Consider the following 22,989-nt stretch of genomic DNA (forward strand, 5'->3'; position numbering starts at 1 on the left):
CTCTCCTTAGGAAGCCGGGAGGTACGTCTGCACCGCGGTGGCCCGCAGCACCTTCGTGCCGAACACGTTCAGGCCGCGGATGTAGTCCGCGAACTTGGTCTCCATGCGGCCGGACTCCAGCTTCTGGATCTGGCCGACGTAGGCGACGGAATTGGCGTGGTAGCCGATCATCGCCGGGCGGTTCGACGTGTGAGTCAGCTGCGGGTGCTCGACGACGGTGAAGCCGAGCAGGCGGCCGATCACACCGTTGCGGACAGGCTCGTCGCCGACCGGGTCGAAGGAGGTGAGCTTCGAACCCGTGCCGAGGAGCAGCGAGGCCGCCTCGGGCGAACAAACCAGCACACGCCCGGTGGTCGGCACGTTGGCCTTGACCAGCGCCTGCCGGATTGCGATGATCGCTGCGTAGGCCGCATCGGCCGTGGCGATCGCACCCGTTCCGGCCGAAGTACCGCCAGCCTTGAGGGCGGCGATGACCGTGGCCTCCGCGTCCTCGGCCAGTGCGGCGCCCGCGTCGCGGGTGACGGCGTCGAAGGAGCCAGCAGCCTGCACCGCATCGATGTCATCGACGATGAAGCTGAACGCCTTCTCGTTGTTGATGACGAGCGACTGGGTCGTGTCCGTCATCTGCGCGGGCGTGATGGTGCGCGACGCGGCCGCGTAGTCGACGATCGTCGGGGTGTTGACGGACGTGATCTTGACCGTGTTGCCGGCGGCCAGGATGCCCTCGTACTCCGAGTTCAGCCCGGGAATCAGCACGTTGGCCGTGTTGAACCGCTCGAGAATCGCGGCCGACCACATGGTCGGGAGGAAGTTCGTGATAGCCATGGTGGCTACCCCTTTCTGGTTAGTTGATGCCGAGGATCTTGTTCAGGCGCCCCTCGCGGCGCGCCTTGTTGATCTCTTCGGGTTTCATGGATTCGAGTTCGGCGCGGGTGACCTGACGCTTCTCCTCGCTCTTGCGCGCGCCCTGGTCGGCGTCGCCGTCGAAGCGCTGCTTCTGAACGGCGCCGAGGTGGGGCTTGCGGGTGAGGAGTTCGTCGATCGCGTCCGACAGTGCGTCGGTGTCGACATCGCCGTTGTCGCTGACCTCGAACTGGGTCAGGTCGATGAACAGCGCGGCGTCAGCCGGGTCGGCGAGCTTGCCCGTGGCGACGGCGCGCAGCTCGCTGCGGAGGATGCGCTCGTTCGCAGCCTTGGTGGCCTCGGCGCGCGCCTCAGCGCGTGCCTGCTCGAGCGCCTGCTCTTCAGCGGGCTTGTCCTTCAGGGCGAGCTCGTCCTGCAGCTTCTTCAGGGCCGCGGCGGCTTCGCGTGCTGCAGCCTTGGCCGCGTTGCGCTCGGCCTTCATCGCGTCGATGGCCTTCTTACCCGCGTCACCGAGGGTGTTCTCGGCTTTGTCGGTGCTGTCGGCGCCGTCGGCGCTCTGCTCATCGCTGGCGTCGTCCTCGGACGCGTCAGCGTCCGGGGCGTTGCCGGCGGTGCCGTCGCCTGCGCCGTCGACGAATCGAAGGCGCGGACGGTGCGGCATGAGAGGACTGCCCGCGTTGAGTGCGCGGCTCTGCTGCGTGGCGATGTCGTCGGACGTTGCGTCCGAGGTGACGTGTTCGGACATAGTGGAGTTGCTCCCTTGTCGATTGGTGAGGTGCTGCGTTGCGCAGCGGAGTCCGCTCGTGGGGAGCGGAGGTCTTGGTGTCCGTTCAGCGGACGGTCGGCGGCTGCCAGAGGTAGCCGTACCGGTAGAGCAGCTCACGGAGCCGCTCCGGGTCGTTGCCTGCCATGCGGACGATCTGCTCGGGCATGAGCCGGACGGTGGTTGTCCGCCGATATCGGCCTTCGCGGATAGCGTCCGCGCCGGCCGCGCGTTCGCGTCGTCCGAAGACTCCGCGGACCGTGGTGCCTTCGCTGGTCGCGTACACGGTCAGCGGGGTGCCGTCCGGGCGGACGCCGATCTGGATCGGACGGAGCCGACGCATCGGGACGCTAGGCGGCGTGGACCCGAAGTAGCCGCGGCGAGCGTTGACGACCTGGATGGGGTCCGCTCCTGCGCGGATCGCGTCCGCGCCCGCCTTCGTGAACACCCGGTTCTGTTCGGCCGGACTGAGGCTGTCGAAGTACTCTCCCGGCGACGAGGCCAGATCCTCTGGGATGGGGCCCTGCCGGTTGGCTGCGGTGCCCTCGACCGGCCACATCTGGCAGCGACATCGCGGGTGGCGGAGGAACGGCTTCCGGTAGTCATCGCGGCCCGCGAGGATCGCGCACCGCGAGCATGCTCCGGGCGAGACGACGCGGACGTAGCGGCTGTAGCCCTTCGCCGTGGCGATCGTCATGTCAGCCTGACGGCCGATGTCCTGCACCATCGCCCCCACCAACGTGGCCAGGTAGGCCGCGCCAGCCTGGAACGCGTCCTGGCGAGGCACGCCTCTCCCGATGAGCGTCTTGGTCTGCGTGACGGCCGAGTACATCTCGGGGCCGACCTCACGACCGGCCAGCGTGACGCCGGCGAAGCTTTCGACTGCGAGCTGCGCGTCGACCTCGTTCCGCTGGTACCGGTCGACGGCGCGCATGTACCGCTCCGCCTGCTGTGCGGCCTCGACCTGCGCCGCGGCGACGGCGGCGACCATCGACGGTGCTGCGAAGTCCCAAACGGCGTCGAGCGCGTCGACGTCGACCATGCGCCACATACCGATCACCGCGCGGGTGACGCGGTCGACGGTCGCGACGCGAGCGTCGTGGTGCCGGCCGACGATCTGGCTAGGCGTCGACACCGCTCATGCCGTCCTGCACGGCCTGCTGCACGGAGAAGCCGAACAGCGCCTCCTCCTGCTTCTGCTTGAGCTCCAGAATGCGAGCGCGCTCAAGCGGTCCGACGCCGTCGAGCTCGAGCAGGTACTCGAACGGGTAGCCCATCTGCTGCTTCTTCAGCAGCGAGTCCGCCAGCTGCGCCTCGGATCGGATCTCCGGGTTCATCCAGGAGACCTTGGCCAGGCGCACCTGCTCGGCGATCGCCGGCTGGTCCAGCACGAGCGCGATGAGTCGGTTGACCTCTCGAAGGGCCGGTGAGGCAAATACCTCGAAGTCGGTGACCTTCTTGTTCAGGCCGATCTCGCTCGCCTTCAGGCCCTCGCTGTTGACGTTCGACATGCCGGTCTTGGACACCAGGTAGGTCGGCGGGGTGCGGGTCTGCGAGGAGATGTGCGCCACCGCGACGTCGATGGTGTCGGTGAAGACGTCAAGCCGTGCGGCTTCCCACGAGTCGATCTTCGGATCATCGCCGTCGACGTAGAAGAGGCGCCTCTCGCTGAGCTCCTTCATGTCCACAGGCTTCTCGCCGACCAGGTTGCCGTCACCATCGAGGATCGAGATCATCGGCGGTGCTGCACCAAGGACGACTCGGGCCGGCATCGATGCGTAGTCTGCCGCCAGGAACAGGTAGGCCCAGAGCAGGTTGATGGCGTCCTGCATCGACACGACGCCGGCGATCTCGCTGATCGGGTCGCCCTTGAGCGGCGGGCGGTTTGCGACCTCGACAACGGGCACGACGCCCAGGGGGTTGGCCAGTGGCCACGACTCCTCCGCGATCTCGCGCATGATCCAGCCGCCGTCGGTAGCGCGCTCTGAGCGAGCTTGCTCCGCCTGCGACTCCATCTGATCCTTGACGGTGGTCCGCCCGCGCTGGAACTTCCAGACCCACTCGGGCGTGTAGAGGGTGGCGTACTCCCACTCCTCATCGAGCCACGTCTTCAGCGCGGCGACGCGGCGCATGGGGTTGGCGAAGTCGTACTCGATCTCCACCTGCGAGGGGTGCTCCCAGGTGACGATCGGCTCCTGGGTGACACGGTCCGCCCAGACGATGACGAAGCTGCGTCGCGCGGTCAGGGTGGTGACCCAGCCTTGCGAGGACTGCATGTCGAGCTCGTTGCGAAGCCAGCACTCGTGCAGCATGTCCGACGCTGCCTTGGCCATCTCGGCGTCGACGCCGGAGCCCTGTCGCATATTCAGCCCGGTGTACTGGATCCGCTCGGACTCCGCGTTGACTACGGGCGCCGTCCAGTTGTCGGCGAATGTGTCGTAGCGGGCAGCGTTCTGCGCCTGCCATTCCTTGGTGGCGAAGGTGAGCGGCTGCTTGCCGAGGTAGTAGTCCTCGAACCGGATGATCTCGTCGCGACGGTTGTTCAGGCGGGCGTAGATGCGGTTCACCATGTGGAGAGCGCCAGCGGAGTCCATGCGTTCCCCTTCAGTAGTAGATGGTGGTCTTGCCTTGCGCGGAGTACCCGGACGCTGCAGCGTCAGCTGCTGCCTCATGCGCGAGAACGGAGCTCATCGCGAGGTCGATCTTCTGGGTCTCGGACCCGTGGGGCTTGAAGATCAGGTACGTCTGGTTGGGCCGGGGCACCTCGATGGCGTTGCGGATGTGCGTGGCCACCTGCTCGTCGCCGTCGTGGGTGAAGCCCGAGTCGGGCTGCACGACGTCGGTCTTGAATCGCTCGAGCGCGGCGTGCATCGGCTTCGGTCGGTATGTCTCCCAACGCAGAACCTTCTTGGGCCCGTACTTCGCCGCGAGCATGTCGATCTCCGACTGCCAGTACGGCGGGTCGAGGTATGCGCGCGCGACGTCGTAGCGCTTGAAGAGCTCCTCGAACGCGGCCATGACCTCGAGCCGTGGGATGCGGCCGCCGAACTGTGCAGGGTCCCAGATGGTCGGCCGTCCGTCCGTGTGGAAGGTCGGCGTGAACTGGTAGCCGTCGAGGGTCTCGGCGCGGATCCCAGACCAGTCGTCGACGTCGGAGCCGTCGAAGCCGAGGCAGATCGTCGTGCGCGGCTTGACGACGCGCGTCGCAGCTTTCGCGGTCCACTTCGCCACGGGCAGCCATGAGCCGGCGCCAGCGACGACGCGGTTGCCGAAGAAGCGCTCGGCGTCAGCTGGGTTGCGGAGGATGACTTCTGCGGCTTCGGCTTCGATGGCGTCGATCGAGACCCACGGAGCGCCTTGGTAGTTGAATGCCAGGATCCGACGACGCTCGCGCTTGTTGAGGAAGCTCAGCTGCGCGGGCGGCTGTCGGAAGTCCTTGTTGATGTCCTGAGCCGGCGACTCGTTAGTGCGTTGCGCGACCGAATCCTGCGAGGGGTCCCACGCGTTGGTGGTCTCGATCGCGCGGCCGCCCATGCCGGCGAGGCCCCGGCGTTGTGTCTCGGCGAGCTTGTGGCCGCCGTTCGCCTTCAGCCACAGGCCGGTCTCATCCTGCGGGGCGAAAGTGACGCGCTGGCCGAGCCGCGAGTTCGCCTTCGAGGTGACAACGTCGATGCGGCCGTCGCCGGGCAGTCGGATGAACTCCTCACCCGTCTTTGGGATCAGGTCGGCCAGTGGGCCCAGGTCGATCATCGGCCGCAGCGCGTCGTAGGTGTTGTCGGTCTGATCCTCCGACGTCGCGGTGATCTGAATGAGCGGCGTCGACCATGGGCGCCCCATCGGCTCCCCGGGCTCGTAGAAGTACTCGAACCCGCAGCCGCATCCCCAGTCGCGGCAGTCGTAGAGCTCGCCGCCGGTGGCGAAGCCGTCGAAGATCGCGGGCCCGACTCCCTCCAGGCAGACGAAGCCGGCGATGAGCGGAGACTTGCCCCACTTCTGCGCGCGGACAATCTGAGAGCGGCGGTAGCGGAATGCGTCGGCTGGCTTGACGTAGCGGCCGTGGCGGTCGCGATCGCCGGCGCGCTGGGCGGTGGGCTTCACGGTGTAGTGCTTGACCATGAAGGTGAGCTGCTCGTCGCCGAGGATGAACGGCTCGCCGCGGTGATCGCCGTCGGGGATGACGCAGTGTGCTTCGACCCAGGTGGGTGCGACGAGGAGGCTGAGGTTAGGCTCCATCGGCGATCGCCTGCAGACGGTCGCGGACGTTGCCCGGTGCACGGGTGCCGGTGGGCGCGGATGCAGCGGTCTTGGCTTGGCGCCGTTCGCCGAGCTCGTCGGCGACGATCTTCCACCGCAGTGAGTTCATGCCGACGATGGACAGGCCGAGCTCGGCCTCCATGCGCAGTACCGCGGTCTTGATGCCGGCCGTCGCGTCGATGTCGATCGAGGCGATGTAGGCGCGCGTGTACGCGGCGACCTGGCGCTGAAGTCCGAGGGCCTCCCACTGGATGGCCTGCGGCTTCTTCCACAGCTCCGACCACAGCTCGCGCTCGAGCCGATTGGCTCCCGGAAGCGGCAGCGCGGGCGCGCGGCCCTTGCGGCCTTCGCTGGGCAGGGAAACCCAGGCCTTGTCGTCCTTGCGCTCACGTCGGAGTGCGTTGGGGTCGGCGGGCGGACCGCTTCGTGCTCGTGCTCCACCACTGGGCATGTCGATCTCTCTTCCTCGCCGTTGCGGCGCCCCCGTTGCGGGGGTTTGAAGCGCCGGCAGAGGGCCGGCCAGAGTGTTTTGAACCCGTCGGACGAAAAGTTCCCCTCCCCGGCGCGTCCCGGTACGAGGGCAGAGGGGGTCTCCCCCCACCCCTCTGACGCCACGCCCCGGGGGTGCGGAGCGTCGTCGGCTGGCTAGGTGACGCTCGGTCGTGCGTTCCATCCGCCGGGCTGGTGCGCAGCGGTCTGCGCGGCGTGGCACGGCGTGCACAGGCCTCGGCCGTACTTCGGGTCGTTCGGATCCAGCTGCAGTGCGACGAGTTCCTCGCGGCTTCGTGGGAAGTGGTCGGCTTCGTTGGATTCGCGTTGCTGGCAGAGGACGCAGATGGGGTCTCGGCGGAGGACTGCGAGGCGGAAGCGGACTCTGTGGCCCTTGGTGTTGTAGGCCTTGCTCTTGCTCCAGTGAGACTGCTTGGCCTGCTGCTCGTGCGTTGCGCATCGTGAGCCGGGGAGGTTGTGCACCTCGGGGCAGCCTGGGGTGGAGCAGACGCGGAATCTGGTGGGCATTGTGAGCGATGCCCCCTGCCTCGTGGACTGATCGAGGATCGGGCTATTCGTCGTCCTCGTCGTCGGTGTACCAGATCACGTGCTCGCTCGCGTACCGGAATAGGCCAGCCATGACGTGCACGGGTTGGTTCGTGTTCGCTTCGATGAAGTACGCGGTGCGACCCGTGCCGATGCTCTCGATCGAGCTCGTGGCGGCCACGAGGGCCCAGTCGGTGACGATGTCACCGTCTGTCTGGTCGGCGATGTGGGCGCTCAGGGCTGCTTCGAGGGCAGCCTTAGTCTTGTCGGACACGATCACTCCCGGGCGCGCACGAGGTGGGACGCAGTTGCCCCTGGTCGATTGCTCGATGTCGTGGGGGCACTTCGCCGGAGAAAGCGGACGTTGACGTCCCACCTCGACGAGCGCGATTGCGCTCAGGCCGCCCGTGGCCAGTCAGGAAAACAAAAAGGCCCCGATCTCTCGAGGCCTTGCGGGTGCAGATCACCCACGCTACGTGGAGAACTTCCCAGCATTGAGTCCCGAGTGTCGTGATTGGGATCGGCGTGTCGTCGATTCCCTACGGCGAGCGCTGACCTAAGCGCTGATGGTTCGGGGCGAGGACGCTGGGGTTTGGTGCGGGAAGTTGACCATGAGACCGCGCGAAGTTGCAAGTAGCTCGGTACCGGTGCGCTTGATGGCGGCGGTATATCGAATCGAGTACCTGTACAGAGGGTGGGAGTCGTAAAGGGCCGCGATGCTCTCTGCGTCGTCGTAGGTGAGCAGCCAGGGGTTGCTGAGCTCGTGAACTTCGTCGGCCAGCAGTTCGTGGTCGTTGCCCTCGAAGTAGTTGGAGTAGAGCCCTCGACCTTTCTCGAAATAGGGCGGGTCGATGAAAAAGAGCACCTTCTCGGTCCTGTCGCGCTCGGCGAGGAAGGTTCGACCGTCGAGGTTGGTGAGTTCGATCTGAGCCTTGTACTTGGCGATTCGTTCGACCTTCTGGTCGAGAGTGTCACGGTTGAAGCGGCAATCAAGAGGGTATTCACCGGTTTGGTCGAGCCCGCCGATAACTCCGCCCTTGATGACCCCCGATCGGTTAGTTCGGTTGAGGAACAACGCTGAGAAGCCGAGGCGTACGGGGTCGGTGGTGTCGGCTGCGAAGTAGGTGATGCGCTGTTGGTGCCACTCGTCGATGGTGATCGGGGTTGAGGCGATGAGCGTGCGCAGCTCCTTGGTCTCGTTGAGGATGGTCCACCAAAGCGCGTGTATGGCCGGGTCGAGGTCGTTGAGCGCGATGCGGTGGGTGTGTCGTCCGTAGAGAAGTCCGAGAGCTAGGCCGCCCCCACCTGCGTAGGGCTCGGCGTACTGATGGTGTTCGAGCTTGTTGTCGGCGATTGTTTGAATGACCGCCTTGGTGAGGGCGCTTTTCCCGCCCGGGTATCGCAGGGGTGAGTGGGTACTGGGCACGGTCTATCTGCCTCCTCTTTCAGAGGTTAACAGTCAGGGCGCGGCGTGGCCATGGGCAGTTTCGACGTGCTTCATGATGCGCCGAATGATCGGCAGGAGCGCGTCCCACTCCCTCACCAGGCTGTCCCAGGAAGGAACGTGCGCACCATGCGCAGCGGCTCCCAACGCCGCCGGGCTTAGCACGTTGCCGGAGTTATTGGCGCTGTCAAGAAGGCGCTGGAGAGCAGCCTTCTCCTTTCGGTCCAGATTCCACTCCTTCACATGCGGGATCATGTGAATGACCTTGGTGTGCAGCTTCGAGTCCGGATTGATCGTGGTCGGCAATGTGTCCCAGAGGTCTAGATAAAGGCTCTCCAATAGAACGCGCGCCACGAGTGCAGCTGCAAGCGGCGTCTCTTTGCGGATTCGGGCGAGCTCATAGACGAAGTACTGCCGCATTTGATCGGCAGTGCCGTCTGGGAACGAGCGACCATCGACTAAGTTCGCGCGCGAAGTGGGTGACGCAGGCCGGGATACCTTTGGCAGCGCCGGGAGTGGTGCGTCATCCCCACCACTCGGAGCGACCGCTGTCGATTCTTCATCGCCTGCCCGCGATTCAGGGACTCTCTCGACATGCCCGCCAGTTGGCGAGCCGCTCGTCACTGACTGGTCTGCCTGATCGTCGTCCGTACCCTCGGCCCTCGCACCCCCTTCGTCCTGAGGGCCAAGTCGATCGTCTACCCACTTTGTGATGTCGTTTGCCGACATCCTCGAGGTCACGGTCGGCGTTGGGGCGAAGAGCTCATCGAAGAAAGCCTGCAGTCGCTCGTTGAATACTTCGTCGCCAAGGCCGGTCTTGTAGTCCGGATCGGTCCGCCCAGTTGTAATCCCCAAGAAGTTGCGTCTGAACGACTCCTTGTCCGTGAATCGACGCACCGTGGTGAGAACTCGGCGGGCTCCCTGCTCTTTCGTGATCAGAGCTCTCTCGACCGCGACACTCATCAGTCGAAGCGCGAGCGCGTTGTCGGAGGTTCCGAAGTGACGACCCTGAGCGATCGCACTCCAAGCCTTCAGGCCGACACCACCTAATGCCCCTTGATGGCGACGTTCAAGCCAAGGGTTGGCTTCCTCACGCGTGTCGAAGATCGCTACATCGATCTCGATCAGCTCCGGCTTCCAGCCTTGCGCCGCGGCTCGTACTCGAGCTCGATACTTCGCCGGCGCTAACTCGGGATCGTTCAGGAGCATAAGAGAGCAGAGTCGCCGATTGCCCTCGATCGCAATGAGCAGATCGCCGGATCGAAGAGCGCCGAACCGATCGAAAGGGCTGAGTGAACGCTGGGCCGCAATGTCCTCGAGCAACGGCAAGACGTCTTCGTTTGCCGTCAAGTAATCGACGATGTCCTGTTGCTGCGATTGGGGCTCGTGACGGGGGTTCTGAGCGTCGAGTCGGAATCGCCAAAGCTCCTCGGCCTTGATCGTGACTTTCTCCACCATCGGATACTCCTGCCCACGTCGACAATCTGGTTCAGGCTATCGCGATGTGAGGCAACTTCGTCAACGGTGGACTCCTCCGCGAGGGTCGGATCCACCCGGCGGCTCCGCACTACACGTGCCTCTAGCGTGTCGATGAATCGGGAGAACTGTGCACGAACGTCGTCAAGGCGAGCAGTGCGCCCTGAGCGATGCCGCGCCGATAGCCAGCGCGGAACGCCTGGTATCGCTCCGGGTGGTTATTCTCGGGGTTCGCATCGCGGTACTCGCTCCACGCGACTTTGAGCGCGGCGGGCTCGTAGCTGTCCTCCACGATGCGACCGGTCGGCCTCCGCACGCTCATTGGTCGCTCTCCCGCTGGTCAAAGTCGCAACGGTACCCGACGCCGAACTCGCTCACCCACTGGGAAAAGACGCCGCCGTTCTCGTTGCACACGTCACGCGCCGCCGCCAGCTCCTCGACCTCCTCAACGCTCATGCGAGAAGGTGAGCATCCGGCCAGGCTTACCACGAGCGCCACGCCGACCAGCGCGACCAGCAGCCGCCTCATTGGTCGCTCTCCGAGGCGACAGCAGTGCACGAGCACAACGCTCCCGGCCATCCATGCCAGTGCGTTACCGGACGCGGCACAGTACTCACAGCTGTCTCAGCCACGTTCGGTCTCCTCGGTAACAGGGGCGGTACCGTAGTCCATCTCCCACGTCGGATGCACGGGGAACGGCTTGCCCCCGGAAGCGGAACGGATTCGCAGTCGCAGAGTCCCGCGCTCAGACCCCGTGATGATGTGCCGTTCACCCTGGAACAGCAACATTCGGCCTTGCTTAGCCGGGACGTTGTACCGGCGTCTGATCGCCTCAAGCGTCATCGTTTTTCTCCTCGGTAGACGATGAATCGGGCGAAGTCGGCACGAGCAACGCATCCAGCAGGCCGCCCGACCACGCCCACGACCCGGTCACTCCGTAGTCGGCCTCGTCGAGCGTCCACATAGTGTTGCTCTCCATGTCCCACACGGTCACGTCGCCGCAGTCGGGGCAGCGGAAGGCGTGCAGGTCGTAGCAGGGCCAGTAGAGCGCCGTGCGTCGGCCGATGCGCGGCAGTCGGTCGAGCCGCGCTGTGAGAGCCGGGTCGGCGTCGCGCAGACCGCGCGCCGTATAAGGCTTCGCCGTCGAGCCGCACTCGCAGCGCTCATCCTTCGGCGGCGGGCAGATGAAAACGGGCTGTGGAGCCTCCCAGCGATCCCACTTGACCGAGCGCCCGTCCCATGCCACTGGCAGCGGGAACGACGCGATGGTCAGCGTCACGAGCTCGCCCCTGAATCGGGCGATGATGGGATGACCACAGGCGCGTGGCCGCGGGCCTCTGCCACGTCCCACGGGATGATCGTCTGGAGTTCCTCGAGCTCGACGGGCGGCTCAGCCTCCGAGCACGCGCGGCACGCCTCGATCTTGAGCGGCTCGCAATCGCCTTCATGGGAGCACTCTCCATAGATGCAATCCCACGGGAGCACTTCTTCGAAGCTGGGCTGGTGCATGGGCAGTGTGTCCATCAGTCGGTTCCTCCCGAAGAATCGGACGAAGTTGAGTCCTCGACCACCGAGTTCTCGAGCTCGAGAATGTCGGGCAGGCTCATCGCGAACGGCAGTGCGTAGGCGCGCTCGGTGAACAGCGCGACCGGCTCGTGATGATCGAGCGCGACGGCGATCGGGTACTCGTCACGCTCACGGCCCGGGTTCTCGTAGATGCGGATGAATGTGGGCGTGCCGAGCATGGTGATGTTCGTGCTCTTCCTCACTGGGGCGCCTCCTCTGAATCGGGTGTTTTCGGGTCAGCCCCTTCGGCGAGCGCCGGGGTGTTGAGGATCGCGTCGGAGAGAGCGAGGGCGTCGCGTTCGTGTGACCAGACAGCGTGTGCCACTCCCCCGCCGGCGATCTTCGCCTTAGCGCGGGCTAGGGCGTGCTGGAGGATCTGCAGCTGAGCGTCGATGGTGCGGTGGAGGGTGACGATGAGGTGCGCGTCGTCGCTGAGGAACAGGTCGGTGATGACTCGGCGTCCTCCGCCAGGGTTGGTGGCTTCGATGTCCGTCACGCCGTTGATGTAGGTGCTGGCGTGCCAGTCCTCGCCGGTGAAGTCGGTGAGGGTGGCGATCGCGGCTTGCAGCCGCTCCACGGGGGTCATCGGTTGCTGTCCTCTCGCTGGTCGAAGTCGCAGCGCCAGCGCTGCCCGAAGTCGGTGGACCACTGGACGAAGAGGCCGCCGGCTTCGTTGCATGCGTCGCGGGCCTCGGCGATCTCCGCGATCTCGTCGGGCGTCTGGGCGTAGTTGCCGCCACATCCTGCGAGCAGGAGGACGAGTGAGGCTACGGCGAGCGCCGTGGTCTTGGTCTTCATCGGGCTGCTCGGATTCGGTTGATGCGGCGGGAGCGGCGGGCGGCCTTGTTGCGGGCGCGGCGCTTGTGGAGGGCGGCGGTGTCGAGGTTCTGGTGGCGTTCGGCGCGTGCGAGGCCGAGGGCGGGCTGGCCGTTCTTGGTGAGGCGGATGCCGAGGGCGGTGGCGAGCTGCTCGATGGGGTTCTTCATGGTGTTCCTTTCGGGTGGGCGGGTCAGTAGCAGATGTCGCAGGTGCAGTTGTCGTGGCCGCCGGATTGGCAGGCGGGGTGTGCGGGGCGAGGTGGAGTCGGCCGGGGTGGGGTGGTGACCTTGTCGGCGTTGGTGGGTTCGGTGAGCTCGAGGATGAGGAAGCGGCATTCGGCTTCGGAGGCGCGGGCCTCGTCGAGGTGTACGAACTTGCGGTCGGTGAGGGCTTTGTCGCCGGTGCGTTTCCACATGGCGGCGCGCTTCTCGAGCAGGTGCACGAGGTGGGTGAGGGGTGCGTCTGGTGCGGGGCTGCTGTGGTGGTGCGGCGGGTCGACGAGGGTGACGGGGTCGGCCGGGTGGTGCTGTTGCCGGTTCGAGGTGCCGTCCGGCAGGCGGAGGTTGACGATCGTGATGGGGTCGCCGCCGAAGATGCTGGTGCGGTGCTCGAGGTCGTGGATGCGTCCGGTGACGCCGTTGACGGTGACGGTGTTGCCGATGTGGATGGCGGTCAGGTGGCCAGCGCGGATGTGGTTAGGCACGGTTGGCCTCCTGGTGGTCGCGGATGATCTCGGACACCTTGCTCTTGCCGTAGGGGACGTGCTCGGCGATGTCACGGGCGCCGAGGCCTTCGCTCTTAAGGCGGAGGATCGTGGCCAGATGCTCGGGCGGAACAGGGGCGCCGCGGCGTGGGCGTTGAGCGGACGGAGCTGAGGACAAGGCGCGGACCGGTGCCGGGTCGTGGCCGGTCGCGGACGGACGGGCGGTGGCGGTCGTGGCCGGCTGCTGGTCGGTGGTGCGGCGCGGCGGACGGTTCGCGGGGTTCAAGACCGTGTTGACGGCCAGGTGGACAACCACGAAGAGGGTGATGGCGGGCACGGCGTGGACGGCGATCGCGGCCCACATCGGCATGGTCACCTTCTCCGGCTCCAACACGAGGACGCTGAGGCTGTTGTTCGCGACCGACAGCGCGGTGAAGAACGCGACCGTCCACCACACGTATCGGCGCTGCCCGTGCGTGAGGGTCGGAATCCAGATGCCGATCAGCATCGCGACGAGGATCGCGGCGTCGACCACGAGCGGGTAGAAGATGCCGAGCTCGAGCGGGATGCCGGCGGCCGCGGCGATCTTCACGTGGTGGTCGAAGCTCATGCGGAACGCGGCCGCGCCGACGAGCAGCAGGATGACGTTCAGGGCGATGCGTTGACCGAGGGACGCCACCGGGGGCGTGGTCTGCTTGCGGTTGGCCAAGAGGGACTCCTTCAGGACTGGACGGCCGCTGAGGCCGGGGTCAAAGTGGAACGGTCAGAGGTGCGCCGGTGGTACGTGTTGAGCACGTCGCGGTACGAGAACTGGGCAGGGCGCGTGTTGGGTCGACGTCGCCACTTCTCGATCGCGGCGAGGTTCGACGCGCGCTTCGCGGAGACGCCGAGCATCAGGCCGGCCGTGTGGGCATCCACCCAGCGGGTCTCACCCATGCGGGCGCCCTTGGTCGACGGCGAACGTCATCCACTCGTCGCGCGAGTAGCGGCGGTGCTCGGGGTTCGCGGTGCAGACGATCTCGGACGGCTGCTTGTCGCTCGGGCGGCGCAAAATGCCGACGAGGGGCGCCTCGCAGTGGACCACACCGGCGTCGAGCTCGAGCACCTCCTCACGGCAGCGTGCCCCGTCGAGGGCGACGCGGCGGAACGAGGGCCCGTTGATCGCGCCCTCGCACGAGCGGCGCAGCTCGAGCAGGGATCGCAGGATGTCCGGGCCGACGCCGCCCGGATAGCGGGCCAGCCAGTCGCCGTACCAACGCGACAGGGCGACGAGGGCTACACGGGCGTCGAGGCCCACGCGGAGCGCGCCATGGTCGGCTGCGACGTCGGGCGTCGATGACCGGTACTCGCGCAGCACCGTGCCGACGAGGTAGTCGCTGAAGTCCTGCACCTTCGTCGCCACGACCGTCGCGCGCGGGTTCCACAGCTGCGACACAGGGTCGGGCACCGTCGACGACGCTCCGCCGCGGCCGCCATCGTTCGCCTGCGTCCGCAGCACCGCCGCACGAACATCCGGCAGACGTCCCGCGAGATCCATGAGGACGCGACGCAGCTGACGCTCATGGTGGATGCAGAGCTCCGAACCGTGCACCGGATGCCGCGGGGCGACCCCGAGTGACGAAGCCACGGCGCCCTTGTAGGCCGAGCCGTCGACCATCGCGCAGTTCGGCGCAGCACACTCGTGGGCGTTGCTCGGGGTGACCCAGTCGGGATAGCGGTGCATGGTTGATGTGCCTCCTCAGGCGTGACGGTCGGGAGTGTGCTCAGCGAGCAGCGCGCGGAATTGCGGCAGGTTGGTGGCGTGCGCGCCGAGACGATCGACCGCGTCGAACCGGATGCCGTCGATGCGGATCGTGAGGACTCGCGTCGTGAGGTCCTTCGACATCACCAGGCGACGGTCCTCGTGATCCATGTCGACGACCCACTCGAAGCCGGCCTTCTCGACCGCATCGCGCAGCGAGACGCCGAGCTCCACGGCGAGCGCCGCAGCGACCTCGGTGGCGGTCACAGGGACGTCTCCCGCTTGAGGAGCTCGATTGCCTCGGTGACGAGCTGGAACCTGTTCGCGTCTCCACCGCGGTCGGGGTGCGTGAGGGCCTGGGCCCTTCGGGCGATCGTGCGGAGATCGATGTGCGGGTTCGAAGGGTCGCCTGCGATGTCGCGGAGGTACTTGGCGGCGCTGTCGACGTCGTGGAACGGGCGCGCTGCCGTTGCTTCGAGCGCGAGGAAGCCGCGGTACTGCTCGCCGCGCTTTGTCACGCCGTACCGGTCAACCTTGCGCAGTGCTTCGAGTGCGAGAGCGATCGCGCGGAGGTTGTCCTGCCAGGTGGTGAAGGTGTCGCAGGGGTACGACAGGGGGCCGTGCTTGGACTGCAGTGTCAGGATCACACCGGAGTGTTCGGGTTTCGCGGTCGCGCGCGGGTAGCCGTCGAGGCGGAACTGCTCGGGCGGGATGGCGATCTGCATGCGGGCGTCTCGGCCGCCGAGCTCGCGGATCTCGCGCTCGAGCACTTCGAGGGTTGCGCTGAGGTTTGCAGAGAACGGTGAGCGCTGCTGTCGTGCTGTGCGGGCGCCGGGCCACTGCCCGATCGGGTCGACCTTGAGTCGCGTGGGCCAGTCGTTCATCGCTTCGCCTTCGCGCTCGTGGCGGTCGTCTCTTCGATGTCGGAGAGGGTGTAGCCCCAGGTGGAGAGCACGCGGAGGTAGTCGGGGGTGCGCGAGTTCTTCCAGCCGCTCTTGCCGTACTCGTACTCGCCCTCGATCGAGGCGAGGGCGTGTGCGAGGAGCAGCTGTGGTGCCCGGTTGGGGTGGGCGTCGAGCCACTTGCCCTGGCCGGTCTCGTTGGTGATCTGGAGGAGGTTCTCGACGGTGGAGCGGATGCGGTAGTCGCTGTCGGTGCCGCGGGCGAGGTATTGGGCGACGAAGAGGTCCCAGCCCTTGGGGGGTTCGGGGGTGGTGAGGAGGGTCTGGAGGAAGGCGATGCGGACGGGGGTGGCGGAGGTCCAGGCTTTGTTGTTCTCTCGGGCTTGGCGGCGGGCTTCCTTCTCGGCTGCATCGACTGCGCCGCCGGTTGCGGTGCTGCCGCGCTTGAAGTGGCCGTTGGCTTTCCAGTCGGTGCAGTAGGGGTGCTCGGTGACGGTGACGGCTCGGTCGGCGCCCCAGTCGATGGACGCGTGGACGTAGATGGCGTGGCCTGGGCAGGTGGTGTGGTTCTCCAGCTCGATCGACGTGTAGGCCTTCGCGGCGGCCGCGGTGGGGCTGAGCTCGCGCAGCGCCAGGATCGTCTTGTTGTCGTAGTCGGGTCGCTGCAGCAGCAGCGGCACGCCGGCGGCTTCGAGATCGGCGATCGCGGTCGCGCGTGCCTGTGCGATCGCGCGGTCGTCGCGGGCGCGGCTGAGCTCGTGGGCGAACCGGGACGGCGAGTCGGCGGCGATCGCGGCGAGCTTCTCGGAGATCTCCGGGCTGTCCTCGAAGTCGGCGAGCGCCGCTGCCTGGTCGAGGGTGATGGCGGGGGTGTTGGCGATCGCGTTCGCGGCGGTGGGTGAGGCGATGATCTTGAGGGCGTTGTCGACGCGGGGTCGGGGGGTCTTGGTTTTGCGGGCGATCTGGTCGGCGGTGAGGCCGTAGTCGAAGAGGGTCTGCATGGCGGCGACGCGGTCGGCGTCGGTGAGCTGCTCGCGGTGTTCGTTGACGACGAGTTGGCGGACGATGTGGTCGCTGTCGCTGGTGGAGCTGCTGATGATGGTGGCGGGGATCTGGGTGAGGCCGGCGTCGATGGCGGCGAGGATGCGGCGTTGTCCGTCGATGAGGTGGTGGGTGCCGTCGGGGCGGAGTTCGACGATGAGGGGGACGAGGACGCCGTCTTGCTTGACGGAGGCCCAGAAGGGCTTGTCGGTCTTGACGGTGCTGCGGATGTTGGCGTCGACGACGACGTCGGTGGGGGCGATGAGGACGGTGGTGGGCGGGGCGGCGGGGGTGCTGGTGGGGGTCATGCGGTTCTCCTTGCGGGGTTGAGGGTTGCGGTGAGGTGGGGGCTGGTTGGGGTGATGTCGTAGAGTTCGCGGCGGATGAGCTGCTCGATGGCGGTGGCGGGGTCTTGGCGGCTGGTGGTCCAGCGTTCGAGCTCGAGGCGGGCGAGGTCCGGGGTGAGCTCGGTGAGGGCTGCGGCGGCGAGTTTGCGGCTGATGGTGGTCTTCTTCGTCATCGATCGGCCTCGGTTGTGGTGCGGGGTGCGGCGAGGCGTTCGCGGACGCGGCGGGCGGTGATGGGGTCCTGTTCGAGGGCGTCTTTGGTGATGACGTAGGCAGCGAGGATCTGCCAGTACTTCGTTCGCGTGATGCCGAAGTGGCGGCGGATGAGGGCGTCCTTCCCGGCCGGGTGCGGGTAGGTGGCTTCGAAGTCGAGAAGGGCTGCTGCGGTGACGGGGGTCGTGGGGCCGTTGGCGGTCATGCGAGACGTCCTGGCAGCTCGACGGTGCGGGGGTTGGCGAGCCAGTCGTGGATCTGGTGCGTGTACCAGTGGATGGGGCGCCAGACGGCGACGGCGACGCCGGCGGTGTGGAGGTCGCGCAGCCAGGTCTGCTGGGCCGGGGAGAGTTTGCCCTTCATGGTCTTCAGCTCGATGAGGGCGGAGACCTTGTGGCGGGCGTGGAGCAGGTGCAGGTCGGGGTAGCCGGGTTCGCTGCGGACCGAGGAGTAGGTGTGGTAGACGCGCCAGCCGAGGGTGCGGGCGACGCCGATGACGTTGTCCTGCAGTCGCTTCTCGGGCATCTCGGCGGCCTTCATGGCGTGGTAGTCGGCTTCGCTAATCGAGGCGGCTTCCATCAGTGGCTCCCGGGGGTGCCGAGCATCTCCTGGTGGCGTTCGACGAGCGAGATGACGAGCTGCTCGACGATGACGCTCAGGACGGCGTGCGCCATGCGGGGCGGGCCGAATCGGAGGATGGTGCGGGCTGCGTCGCCGAGTTCGTCGTTGCCGTGGGCGCGGCTGAGCATGAGTGCGCCGGCGAGCATGCCGGATGTGGCGGAGCCCTCGAACCTGTAGCCGGCGAGGCCGAGACCGCCGTCGGCTTGGCGCGTGCGGGCGATCGCCGCGCCTTCGTGGAGCAGCTGGTTGAGGAACACCGTGATGAGCTCGTTGACGTCGTCGGTGGCGATCAGGTCGCGGAAGTCGCGCTCGAGCTGCTGCTGCAGCGGGCAGGAGTCGTTGTCTTCGGTGCAGCGGGTTCCGTCGGGCTTGGAGTGTTCGATGGCGTACTCGACGAGGGTCGATCGGAACGAGTCGCGGGTGACGGTGGCAGGCATGGGCGTGGTCTCCGGGTTCAGGCGCTGAGCAGGGGGTGGACGGTTGCGCCGAGGCTGCGGGCGCCGATGGTGTCGGCGAGTTCGCGGATCTCGTGCGGGTTCTGCCGGCAGGTGCCGGCGATGTACGCGTCGACGTCGCGGACGGGCTGCTGTCGCGGGTCGCGGCGTCGCATGACGGCCTCGACGATTGCCAGGGCGCCGAGGTCGGTGAGCGGTGTCTCGGCGGTGGCGGCGAGCAGGTCGCGGGTGGCGTCGATCTTGCGGACGCCGAGGCTCTCGGCAAGGTTCGCGGCGTGCTGCTCGAGGGTGATTTCCTGTCCCTCGTCAGGTCCGATCTCGCGCACGCTGGGGTCTGGACTTGACTCAGGACGGGGGGAAAGGTCTGTCAAGTCAGGGGACGGGACGGGACGGGACGGGACGGGGTGTTCGGACACCTGCTCCTGTCCCTCGGGTGTCGTGCGCGCCTTCCGCGCGTTGTCCCGCTGGGACACCTTGCGGACGCGCTCGGCCTCACGCTTGTCCTCGACCTGCTTCTTCGAGGGGTTGAGGGCGAGGTAGTCGTGGATGACGATGCCGCCGGCGGGCGGCTGGGGGCAGCGTTGGCAGTCGTGACCGGTGGAGTGCCACAGCTGGACGCGCACGAGCTCGTCGATGAGTGCTTGCTTCGCGCCGAGCTCGTCGAGTTCGAAGTCCTCCAGCACGCCATCGGTGAGGCCGCGTCCCGATGCGGAGAGGGCGAGGGTCCACAGGCCCATGCATTCCAGTCGGGTGCGGCGCTGGATCTTGATGACCTTGCGGTGCACGCCCAGCTGGTCGTCGAGCTTGAGCCAACTCATTCGGCCGCCCTCCCCTCGGTGCGGGTGGCGCGCTGGCGCTCTGTGAGGGTCGTGGCGGCGTTAGGCGTCGACGGGTGGGCGGGGCGTGTGTCTTCGTCGATGTCGTCCCAGGCCCACGGCGATGCCCACTCGTGGGTGATGGCGAGCTCGCGGCACATGACGGTGAGCTGCTCGGCCGCCAGAGCGGTCTTCATCGTCGGTGCCGGTATCTCCTCGCGCATCTTGCGGAACTCGCGGTCGACGATGCGGTGCGTGACTTCGTCGACGTCGTCGACGAGCTCGTGCAGCAGCCACCAGACCGCGTCGACGCCGATCTGAGTGCGGCGGGCGATCGCGACGGGGCTGTGGCCGGCGAACAGGAGCCCTTGCAGACGCCGTGAGGCGCCAAGGGCGGGTACGCGGCGGCCGGTCAGCGAGTCAGGCTGCGTGGGCGGCTCAGGCTCGATTGCGGGCCCTGAGGCGTCATTGACCGCCGGCTGCGTGTCTTCTTCACGCTCTGCCTCGCGCTTGTTACGGAGGCGTTCCCGATTGGCGGCGGAAGCGGCAGTGCGGCACTCCTCGTGAGTGCATCCCCGGGTGTAGTGGCCACGCTTCTGGGCGTCGGTCATGGTCTCGTGGTCGCCGTCGAGGATGAGCTCGGGGCGCGTGCGGGGGCGACCTCGCTTCTTGGCGGGTGCGGTCGTGTCGGTCATCGGCGGCCTCCTACTTGGGCGCAGCGCGGGCATGCGACGATCTGGGACGCGGCGGGCGCCTCGGAGGCGATCTGCCACCCAGCAGCGCTGAGGTAGGCCGTGACGACCGCCAGCGGCACGGTGTCGGTGTGCACCACCTGGGCGGGGCAGAGGTCGCAGTTGAGCTCGACGACGATGCGAGGGCCGTCCTGAGTCGTGACGGCGGTCATCCGGTCGCCTCGAGCTGCTCGAGCATCTGATCGACGACGATGTCGCCGACGAGCTGGGTGGCCTGTTCAGGGGTGAGGCCCTGGGCGTCGATGAACGTCGCGACAGGCGTGCGCGACAGGGTGAACGTTCGGCCGTTGACCTGGTCGACGAACACCAGCGTGTATTTCTCCGGCAGACCTGCCGGCCGGTCGGCGCTCACGCGGTGCCATCCAGGATCGTGAGAGTCGGCTGCTCTTCGAGGTTGAGGGTGGCGATGCCACCGAGGCGGGTGTGCAGTTCGGTGAGGCCCGCGCTGGTGATGCGGATCTGCGGGTACAGGACGCGCTCGGATCGCTTTTCATAGCCCAGGCGCACCTGGTGCCGCACGAGCCATCCCTCGGCGATGGTCTGCTCGGCGGGCACCCAGATGCCGAGCTCGCGTGCGATCCATCCGAACCGGGACATGGCGTCGAAGAGGGTCTGCTGGCCGTAGGTGAGCGCGGGGTCGCGGCTGAGGATGCGAGCGGCTCTACCGATGGAGAAGGTCGAGGGTTCTGCGGGCGCCTGCGGCTCGCTGCTGTTCCGCTCCGGCAGGCGGCGGACGGGGGGTGCGATCAGGTCCGCGATCGCATCACCGAGCCACGTCAGCAGCTCGTCGACGAGGGTCGGGTCTGCGGGGCTGTGGCGGACGATCTGCTGAATGCGGTGGAGGGGGTAGAAGAGTGTTGCGGAGTGGGATTCGTCGACGACGTGGTCGAGGAAATTCACGCCGGCGGGGAGCACGCCGATGGCGGCGAGCGGGTAGGCGCTGTGGCGTTCGATGGTGTCGGTGAAGACGTCGAGGGCTCGGAAGACGTCGAATGCGTAGACGAGCACCTGGTGGTTGTGCGTGATGGTGACGCGCACGTCCTGACCGCGGCCGAGCCAGCGGAGCGGGACGATGACCGGCGTCTGGATCATCGTGGCGGCCATCAGCTGGTGCGGCGCTGGTGGCGGGCGAGGATCTGGAAAGCGACCATCGTGGCTCCGATGAGCAGCGCGGTCGTGATGATGATCGTGCCGGCGACGAGGGAGGCGACGAGGCCCGGGTTGTCGTGGGTGGCGATCGCGAGGCTGATCGATGCGCCGATCGGGCTGATGGCGACGATGCCGATCCCGGTGACGACGGCGACGAAGGCGACCTCGGCCGCGATGACGGGGTTGGTCAGGATGCGGCGCCAGGTGCGGCGACGACGGCGAAGTTCAAGCATGATGAGGCCTCCGGGCGGTGAGGACGGTGATGGCGAGAAAGGTGATTGCGAGAGCGACTGCTGCGGCTGGGTGAGTGGCGGCGGCATGGACTACGAAGAAGCCGCCCGCGAGGACGAGGACCTTGACGGCGTAGCGGATGGGTGCGGGGGCGACCGGTGCTGCAGCACTTCGGGTGTGTGTGCTCCGGTCACCCCCGACGGGTACATCGACGGTGACCTGGGTGGAGGTCGGTGAGACCGTCGAGCGGGCGGGCCGATTGGGGGCAAGGCCTGCCACGGTGGTCCCACGCCCGCTCCGGCCCCGAATCGGAGCGGACGTGGAAGTTGAGAAGCCCGGGGTGGCTGCGATGGCGGACGCGCCACCCCGGGGGCCGCGAGAATGCGGCCTGGCCCCGAGGCGCGGCGTTCCACCGACCGGTGTCCGGGCGTTCATGCGACGACTCCCGCCACGAGCTGCAGCACTCCGAGGAGTGCGGAGAGCACCATGGCGATCGTGGCGAGCAGAGCGAGCACGGCGATACCCGGCGCGATCATCGGGAGTCGGCGCGGAACGATGGTGAGCAGCGCTGCCGCGACGAACAGGACCACGGCGAACAGGCCGAGCGCGCCGGCGATGGCGAGGGCGATCATGCGGCACGCACCTTGGTAGAAGAAGCGGCTGTGCTGACACAGACCGTTACGGTGGGCGGATGGGAAAGCTGCTGTTCGGAAGTCAGGTCGAGCTCGACGTGGACGACGAGTCGCTTTTCCACCTGGACGCGGCGTTGGCCGAGCTGGCGCCCGAGGGAATCGACCCCCGTGTGCACGCCTCTGACGGCCATCGGATCGTCAGCGCCTCCGGAAGCGGGATCGCGCTCGTCTACAAGAACGGGCCGCACCTGAGCCTGGATGCAGGGCTGCTGGACACGATTCTCGATGTCGCCCGAGCGGGGCAGTTCTTGGTTCTGCCGTTCCTGACGACTCCGTTCAAGCGCTAGGTCTGCAAAGTCACTCGTTCGTTGAGCGCCGAGGTGGATCTTGATTCGCTTCATCGTCTGCCCCCTCGTGCACGGCGGCGCGCGTTGATGGCGGCCATGCCGACCGCGATCAGCAGCAAAGGCACGAGCGCCAGTCCTTCGGTCGGACCTGTAAGGGCGAGCTCGTCGCGCAGAGGGGCCGGCATCGGCAGCTGAACATCCTCGACGCAGTCGACGGTGCAGGGAGCCTGCTCGAGGCGGTCGTCGATGTCGTTGCTGTTCTCGTCAGGGAAGCCAGGCGTGATGATGTCAACTGACGGGCTCGGGGTCGGAGTAGGCGTGAGCATGGCTACTCCCCGCCTTCGGCGAGCGCCGTGGCTTCCGCGGCTCGCATGGTCGTTTCGAGCTGGCGGCGGTTGGTGGCGAAGTCGCGGGTGTGAAGTGCGGGGATGCCGGCGGCTTCAAGGTCTTTGGCGACGGCTTCGAGGGCGATCGCGAGTGCTTGTGCTTCGAGCGCTCCGCTGGCGTAGATGACGGCTTCGACGGGGCGCGAGGCCTTTGTCGCAAGGTTGCGCTGGGTCATGCTGCGTCACCGCCTTCGGCGAGCGCGGTGCCGCTCCGGAGTGCTTCGACATCCTCGGCGCGGAACCGGCGTTGGCCACCGGGCGTCCGGAAGGTGGCGATCTTGCCGCTCTTCTCCCAATTGCGTAGCGTGCCGACCGAGACGCCGAGCATTCTGGCGACTTCCCCGATGGGGAGCGCTGCCTGCCCCTGGTAGGTCTTGCTATCGGTCATGATGCCGACAGTAGGCATTGCTAGCAATGTTGTCAAACAGTAGTC

39 protein-coding genes are annotated in these 22,989 nt (G+C 67.0%); 1 reads left to right on the forward strand and 38 read right to left on the reverse strand.

Translation table 11 applies throughout. The features are described from left to right. Positions 1 to 6: 6 nt before the first annotated feature. The 35 genes from ACK4HH_RS01940 to ACK4HH_RS02110 form a co-directional block, all read right to left on the reverse strand. On the reverse strand, positions 7 to 825 hold the full coding sequence (locus ACK4HH_RS01940; protein ID WP_409647832.1) for a P22 phage major capsid protein family protein: 819 nt from the start codon (positions 823 to 825) through the stop codon (positions 7 to 9). A 19-nt stretch (positions 826 to 844) separates the two neighbouring features. Next, a complete protein-coding gene (locus ACK4HH_RS01945; RefSeq protein ID WP_409647833.1) occupies positions 845 to 1,609 on the reverse strand; it encodes a hypothetical protein in 765 nt (254 codons plus the stop codon). A gap of 85 nt (positions 1,610 to 1,694) precedes the next feature. Continuing rightward, positions 1,695 to 2,762, reverse strand: a complete 1,068-nt coding sequence (locus ACK4HH_RS01950; protein WP_409647835.1) for a hypothetical protein — start codon at positions 2,760 to 2,762, stop codon at positions 1,695 to 1,697. Then, positions 2,749 to 4,197 carry a phage portal protein gene (locus ACK4HH_RS01955; protein ID WP_409647837.1) on the reverse strand — a complete coding sequence of 483 codons (1,449 nt, stop codon included), beginning with the start codon at positions 4,195 to 4,197 and terminating at the stop codon, positions 2,749 to 2,751. The genes ACK4HH_RS01950 and ACK4HH_RS01955 overlap by 14 nt, the downstream gene beginning before the upstream one ends. A 34-nt stretch (positions 4,198 to 4,231) precedes the next feature. Further along, positions 4,232 to 5,860, reverse strand: coding sequence for a hypothetical protein (locus ACK4HH_RS01960; RefSeq protein WP_409647839.1), 1,629 nt, complete (start codon positions 5,858 to 5,860; stop codon positions 4,232 to 4,234). Continuing rightward, on the reverse strand, positions 5,850 to 6,332 hold the full coding sequence (locus tag ACK4HH_RS01965) for a hypothetical protein (RefSeq protein ID WP_409647841.1): 483 nt from the start codon (positions 6,330 to 6,332) through the stop codon (positions 5,850 to 5,852). The genes ACK4HH_RS01960 and ACK4HH_RS01965 overlap by 11 nt, the downstream gene beginning before the upstream one ends. 609 nt (positions 6,333 to 6,941) lie before the next feature. Next, the gene (locus ACK4HH_RS01970; RefSeq protein WP_409647843.1) at positions 6,942 to 7,190 is read right to left on the reverse strand and encodes a hypothetical protein; all 249 of its coding nucleotides are present in this window, start codon (positions 7,188 to 7,190) and stop codon (positions 6,942 to 6,944) included. Between the two features lie 282 nt (positions 7,191 to 7,472). Then, positions 7,473 to 8,342 carry a DNA adenine methylase gene (locus ACK4HH_RS01975; RefSeq protein ID WP_409647845.1) on the reverse strand — a complete coding sequence of 290 codons (870 nt, stop codon included), beginning with the start codon at positions 8,340 to 8,342 and terminating at the stop codon, positions 7,473 to 7,475. A gap of 33 nt (positions 8,343 to 8,375) precedes the next feature. Then, positions 8,376 to 9,818, reverse strand: a complete 1,443-nt coding sequence (locus ACK4HH_RS01980; protein WP_409647847.1) for a hypothetical protein — start codon at positions 9,816 to 9,818, stop codon at positions 8,376 to 8,378. 121 nt (positions 9,819 to 9,939) lie between these two features. Further along, positions 9,940 to 10,128: a hypothetical protein gene (locus tag ACK4HH_RS01985; protein WP_409647849.1), complete on the reverse strand. Its 189-nt coding sequence runs from the start codon at positions 10,126 to 10,128 to the stop codon at positions 9,940 to 9,942. A gap of 26 nt (positions 10,129 to 10,154) precedes the next feature. After that, on the reverse strand, positions 10,155 to 10,364 hold the full coding sequence (locus tag ACK4HH_RS01990; protein ID WP_409647851.1) for a hypothetical protein: 210 nt from the start codon (positions 10,362 to 10,364) through the stop codon (positions 10,155 to 10,157). Positions 10,365 to 10,668: 304 nt separating this feature from the next. Continuing rightward, positions 10,669 to 11,115, reverse strand: coding sequence for a hypothetical protein (locus ACK4HH_RS01995; RefSeq protein ID WP_409647853.1), 447 nt, complete (start codon positions 11,113 to 11,115; stop codon positions 10,669 to 10,671). Next, the gene (locus ACK4HH_RS02000; RefSeq protein WP_409647855.1) at positions 11,112 to 11,360 is read right to left on the reverse strand and encodes a hypothetical protein; all 249 of its coding nucleotides are present in this window, start codon (positions 11,358 to 11,360) and stop codon (positions 11,112 to 11,114) included. Before ACK4HH_RS02000 ends, ACK4HH_RS01995 begins: the two co-directional genes overlap by 4 nt. Then, entirely contained in the window at positions 11,360 to 11,605 is a 246-nt protein-coding gene (locus ACK4HH_RS02005; protein WP_409647857.1) for a hypothetical protein, read from the reverse strand. Before ACK4HH_RS02005 ends, ACK4HH_RS02000 begins: the two co-directional genes overlap by 1 nt. After that, the gene (locus ACK4HH_RS02010) at positions 11,602 to 11,988 is read right to left on the reverse strand and encodes a hypothetical protein (RefSeq protein WP_409647859.1); all 387 of its coding nucleotides are present in this window, start codon (positions 11,986 to 11,988) and stop codon (positions 11,602 to 11,604) included. Before ACK4HH_RS02010 ends, ACK4HH_RS02005 begins: the two co-directional genes overlap by 4 nt. Further along, complete coding sequence (locus ACK4HH_RS02015; RefSeq protein WP_409647861.1) at positions 11,985 to 12,200, reverse strand: hypothetical protein; 216 nt, start codon at positions 12,198 to 12,200, stop codon at positions 11,985 to 11,987. Before ACK4HH_RS02015 ends, ACK4HH_RS02010 begins: the two co-directional genes overlap by 4 nt. Then, a complete protein-coding gene (locus tag ACK4HH_RS02020; protein ID WP_409647863.1) occupies positions 12,197 to 12,388 on the reverse strand; it encodes a hypothetical protein in 192 nt (63 codons plus the stop codon). The genes ACK4HH_RS02015 and ACK4HH_RS02020 overlap by 4 nt, the downstream gene beginning before the upstream one ends. Before the next feature lie 23 nt (positions 12,389 to 12,411). Then, positions 12,412 to 12,924, reverse strand: coding sequence for a hypothetical protein (locus ACK4HH_RS02025; RefSeq protein ID WP_409647865.1), 513 nt, complete (start codon positions 12,922 to 12,924; stop codon positions 12,412 to 12,414). Further along, on the reverse strand, positions 12,917 to 13,633 hold the full coding sequence (locus ACK4HH_RS02030) for a DUF2637 domain-containing protein (protein ID WP_409647867.1): 717 nt from the start codon (positions 13,631 to 13,633) through the stop codon (positions 12,917 to 12,919). Before ACK4HH_RS02030 ends, ACK4HH_RS02025 begins: the two co-directional genes overlap by 8 nt. Positions 13,634 to 13,644: 11 nt before the next feature. Continuing rightward, positions 13,645 to 13,860, reverse strand: coding sequence for a hypothetical protein (locus ACK4HH_RS02035; RefSeq protein WP_409647869.1), 216 nt, complete (start codon positions 13,858 to 13,860; stop codon positions 13,645 to 13,647). Next, complete coding sequence (locus ACK4HH_RS02040; protein WP_409647871.1) at positions 13,853 to 14,647, reverse strand: hypothetical protein; 795 nt, start codon at positions 14,645 to 14,647, stop codon at positions 13,853 to 13,855. The genes ACK4HH_RS02035 and ACK4HH_RS02040 overlap by 8 nt, the downstream gene beginning before the upstream one ends. A 15-nt stretch (positions 14,648 to 14,662) precedes the next feature. After that, positions 14,663 to 14,932 carry a hypothetical protein gene (locus tag ACK4HH_RS02045; RefSeq protein WP_409647873.1) on the reverse strand — a complete coding sequence of 90 codons (270 nt, stop codon included), beginning with the start codon at positions 14,930 to 14,932 and terminating at the stop codon, positions 14,663 to 14,665. Beyond that, a complete protein-coding gene (locus tag ACK4HH_RS02050; RefSeq protein ID WP_409647875.1) occupies positions 14,929 to 15,435 on the reverse strand; it encodes a hypothetical protein in 507 nt (168 codons plus the stop codon). Before ACK4HH_RS02050 ends, ACK4HH_RS02045 begins: the two co-directional genes overlap by 4 nt. Before the next feature lie 110 nt (positions 15,436 to 15,545). Beyond that, on the reverse strand, positions 15,546 to 16,916 hold the full coding sequence (locus ACK4HH_RS02055) for a ParB/RepB/Spo0J family partition protein (RefSeq protein ID WP_409647876.1): 1,371 nt from the start codon (positions 16,914 to 16,916) through the stop codon (positions 15,546 to 15,548). Then, the gene (locus ACK4HH_RS02060) at positions 16,913 to 17,128 is read right to left on the reverse strand and encodes a hypothetical protein (protein ID WP_409647878.1); all 216 of its coding nucleotides are present in this window, start codon (positions 17,126 to 17,128) and stop codon (positions 16,913 to 16,915) included. The genes ACK4HH_RS02055 and ACK4HH_RS02060 overlap by 4 nt, the downstream gene beginning before the upstream one ends. Next, on the reverse strand, positions 17,125 to 17,373 hold the full coding sequence (locus ACK4HH_RS02065) for a DUF3263 domain-containing protein (protein WP_409647880.1): 249 nt from the start codon (positions 17,371 to 17,373) through the stop codon (positions 17,125 to 17,127). The genes ACK4HH_RS02060 and ACK4HH_RS02065 overlap by 4 nt, the downstream gene beginning before the upstream one ends. Further along, positions 17,370 to 17,747 carry a VRR-NUC domain-containing protein gene (locus tag ACK4HH_RS02070; RefSeq protein ID WP_409647882.1) on the reverse strand — a complete coding sequence of 126 codons (378 nt, stop codon included), beginning with the start codon at positions 17,745 to 17,747 and terminating at the stop codon, positions 17,370 to 17,372. The genes ACK4HH_RS02065 and ACK4HH_RS02070 overlap by 4 nt, the downstream gene beginning before the upstream one ends. Further along, positions 17,747 to 18,226 (reverse strand): hypothetical protein, encoded by a 480-nt coding sequence (locus ACK4HH_RS02075; protein WP_409647884.1) that lies wholly within the window; start codon positions 18,224 to 18,226, stop codon positions 17,747 to 17,749. Before ACK4HH_RS02075 ends, ACK4HH_RS02070 begins: the two co-directional genes overlap by 1 nt. A gap of 17 nt (positions 18,227 to 18,243) precedes the next feature. Then, positions 18,244 to 19,062: a hypothetical protein gene (locus ACK4HH_RS02080; protein ID WP_409647886.1), complete on the reverse strand. Its 819-nt coding sequence runs from the start codon at positions 19,060 to 19,062 to the stop codon at positions 18,244 to 18,246. Then, positions 19,059 to 19,754 (reverse strand): hypothetical protein, encoded by a 696-nt coding sequence (locus tag ACK4HH_RS02085; protein WP_409647888.1) that lies wholly within the window; start codon positions 19,752 to 19,754, stop codon positions 19,059 to 19,061. The genes ACK4HH_RS02080 and ACK4HH_RS02085 overlap by 4 nt, the downstream gene beginning before the upstream one ends. After that, on the reverse strand, positions 19,751 to 19,963 hold the full coding sequence (locus tag ACK4HH_RS02090) for a hypothetical protein (RefSeq protein ID WP_409647890.1): 213 nt from the start codon (positions 19,961 to 19,963) through the stop codon (positions 19,751 to 19,753). Before ACK4HH_RS02090 ends, ACK4HH_RS02085 begins: the two co-directional genes overlap by 4 nt. After that, the gene (locus ACK4HH_RS02095) at positions 19,960 to 20,163 is read right to left on the reverse strand and encodes a hypothetical protein (protein WP_409647892.1); all 204 of its coding nucleotides are present in this window, start codon (positions 20,161 to 20,163) and stop codon (positions 19,960 to 19,962) included. Before ACK4HH_RS02095 ends, ACK4HH_RS02090 begins: the two co-directional genes overlap by 4 nt. Continuing rightward, complete coding sequence (locus ACK4HH_RS02100) at positions 20,160 to 20,915, reverse strand: phage antirepressor KilAC domain-containing protein (protein ID WP_409647894.1); 756 nt, start codon at positions 20,913 to 20,915, stop codon at positions 20,160 to 20,162. Before ACK4HH_RS02100 ends, ACK4HH_RS02095 begins: the two co-directional genes overlap by 4 nt. Then, positions 20,915 to 21,193 (reverse strand): hypothetical protein, encoded by a 279-nt coding sequence (locus tag ACK4HH_RS02105; RefSeq protein ID WP_409647896.1) that lies wholly within the window; start codon positions 21,191 to 21,193, stop codon positions 20,915 to 20,917. The genes ACK4HH_RS02100 and ACK4HH_RS02105 overlap by 1 nt, the downstream gene beginning before the upstream one ends. 429 nt (positions 21,194 to 21,622) lie before the next feature. After that, positions 21,623 to 21,823: a hypothetical protein gene (locus tag ACK4HH_RS02110; RefSeq protein WP_409647898.1), complete on the reverse strand. Its 201-nt coding sequence runs from the start codon at positions 21,821 to 21,823 to the stop codon at positions 21,623 to 21,625. 59 nt (positions 21,824 to 21,882) lie between these two features. Between ACK4HH_RS02110 and ACK4HH_RS02115 the strand changes: the two genes are divergently transcribed. Continuing rightward, a complete protein-coding gene (locus tag ACK4HH_RS02115; protein ID WP_409647900.1) occupies positions 21,883 to 22,170 on the forward strand; it encodes a hypothetical protein in 288 nt (95 codons plus the stop codon). A gap of 50 nt (positions 22,171 to 22,220) precedes the next feature. Here ACK4HH_RS02115 and ACK4HH_RS02120 read toward each other — a convergent pair whose 3' ends face one another. The 3 genes from ACK4HH_RS02120 to ACK4HH_RS02130 are packed head-to-tail and all read right to left on the reverse strand — an operon-like array spanning position 22,221 to position 22,944. After that, positions 22,221 to 22,496: a hypothetical protein gene (locus ACK4HH_RS02120; RefSeq protein ID WP_409647902.1), complete on the reverse strand. Its 276-nt coding sequence runs from the start codon at positions 22,494 to 22,496 to the stop codon at positions 22,221 to 22,223. A 2-nt stretch (positions 22,497 to 22,498) separates the two neighbouring features. Beyond that, a complete protein-coding gene (locus ACK4HH_RS02125) occupies positions 22,499 to 22,732 on the reverse strand; it encodes a hypothetical protein (protein WP_409647904.1) in 234 nt (77 codons plus the stop codon). Beyond that, positions 22,729 to 22,944 (reverse strand): MerR family DNA-binding transcriptional regulator, encoded by a 216-nt coding sequence (locus ACK4HH_RS02130; protein WP_409647906.1) that lies wholly within the window; start codon positions 22,942 to 22,944, stop codon positions 22,729 to 22,731. Before ACK4HH_RS02130 ends, ACK4HH_RS02125 begins: the two co-directional genes overlap by 4 nt. Between the last annotated feature and the right edge of the window lie 45 nt (positions 22,945 to 22,989).

The organism is Microcella sp., assembly GCF_046296455.1.
Taxonomy (GTDB): domain Bacteria; phylum Actinomycetota; class Actinomycetes; order Actinomycetales; family Microbacteriaceae; genus Microcella.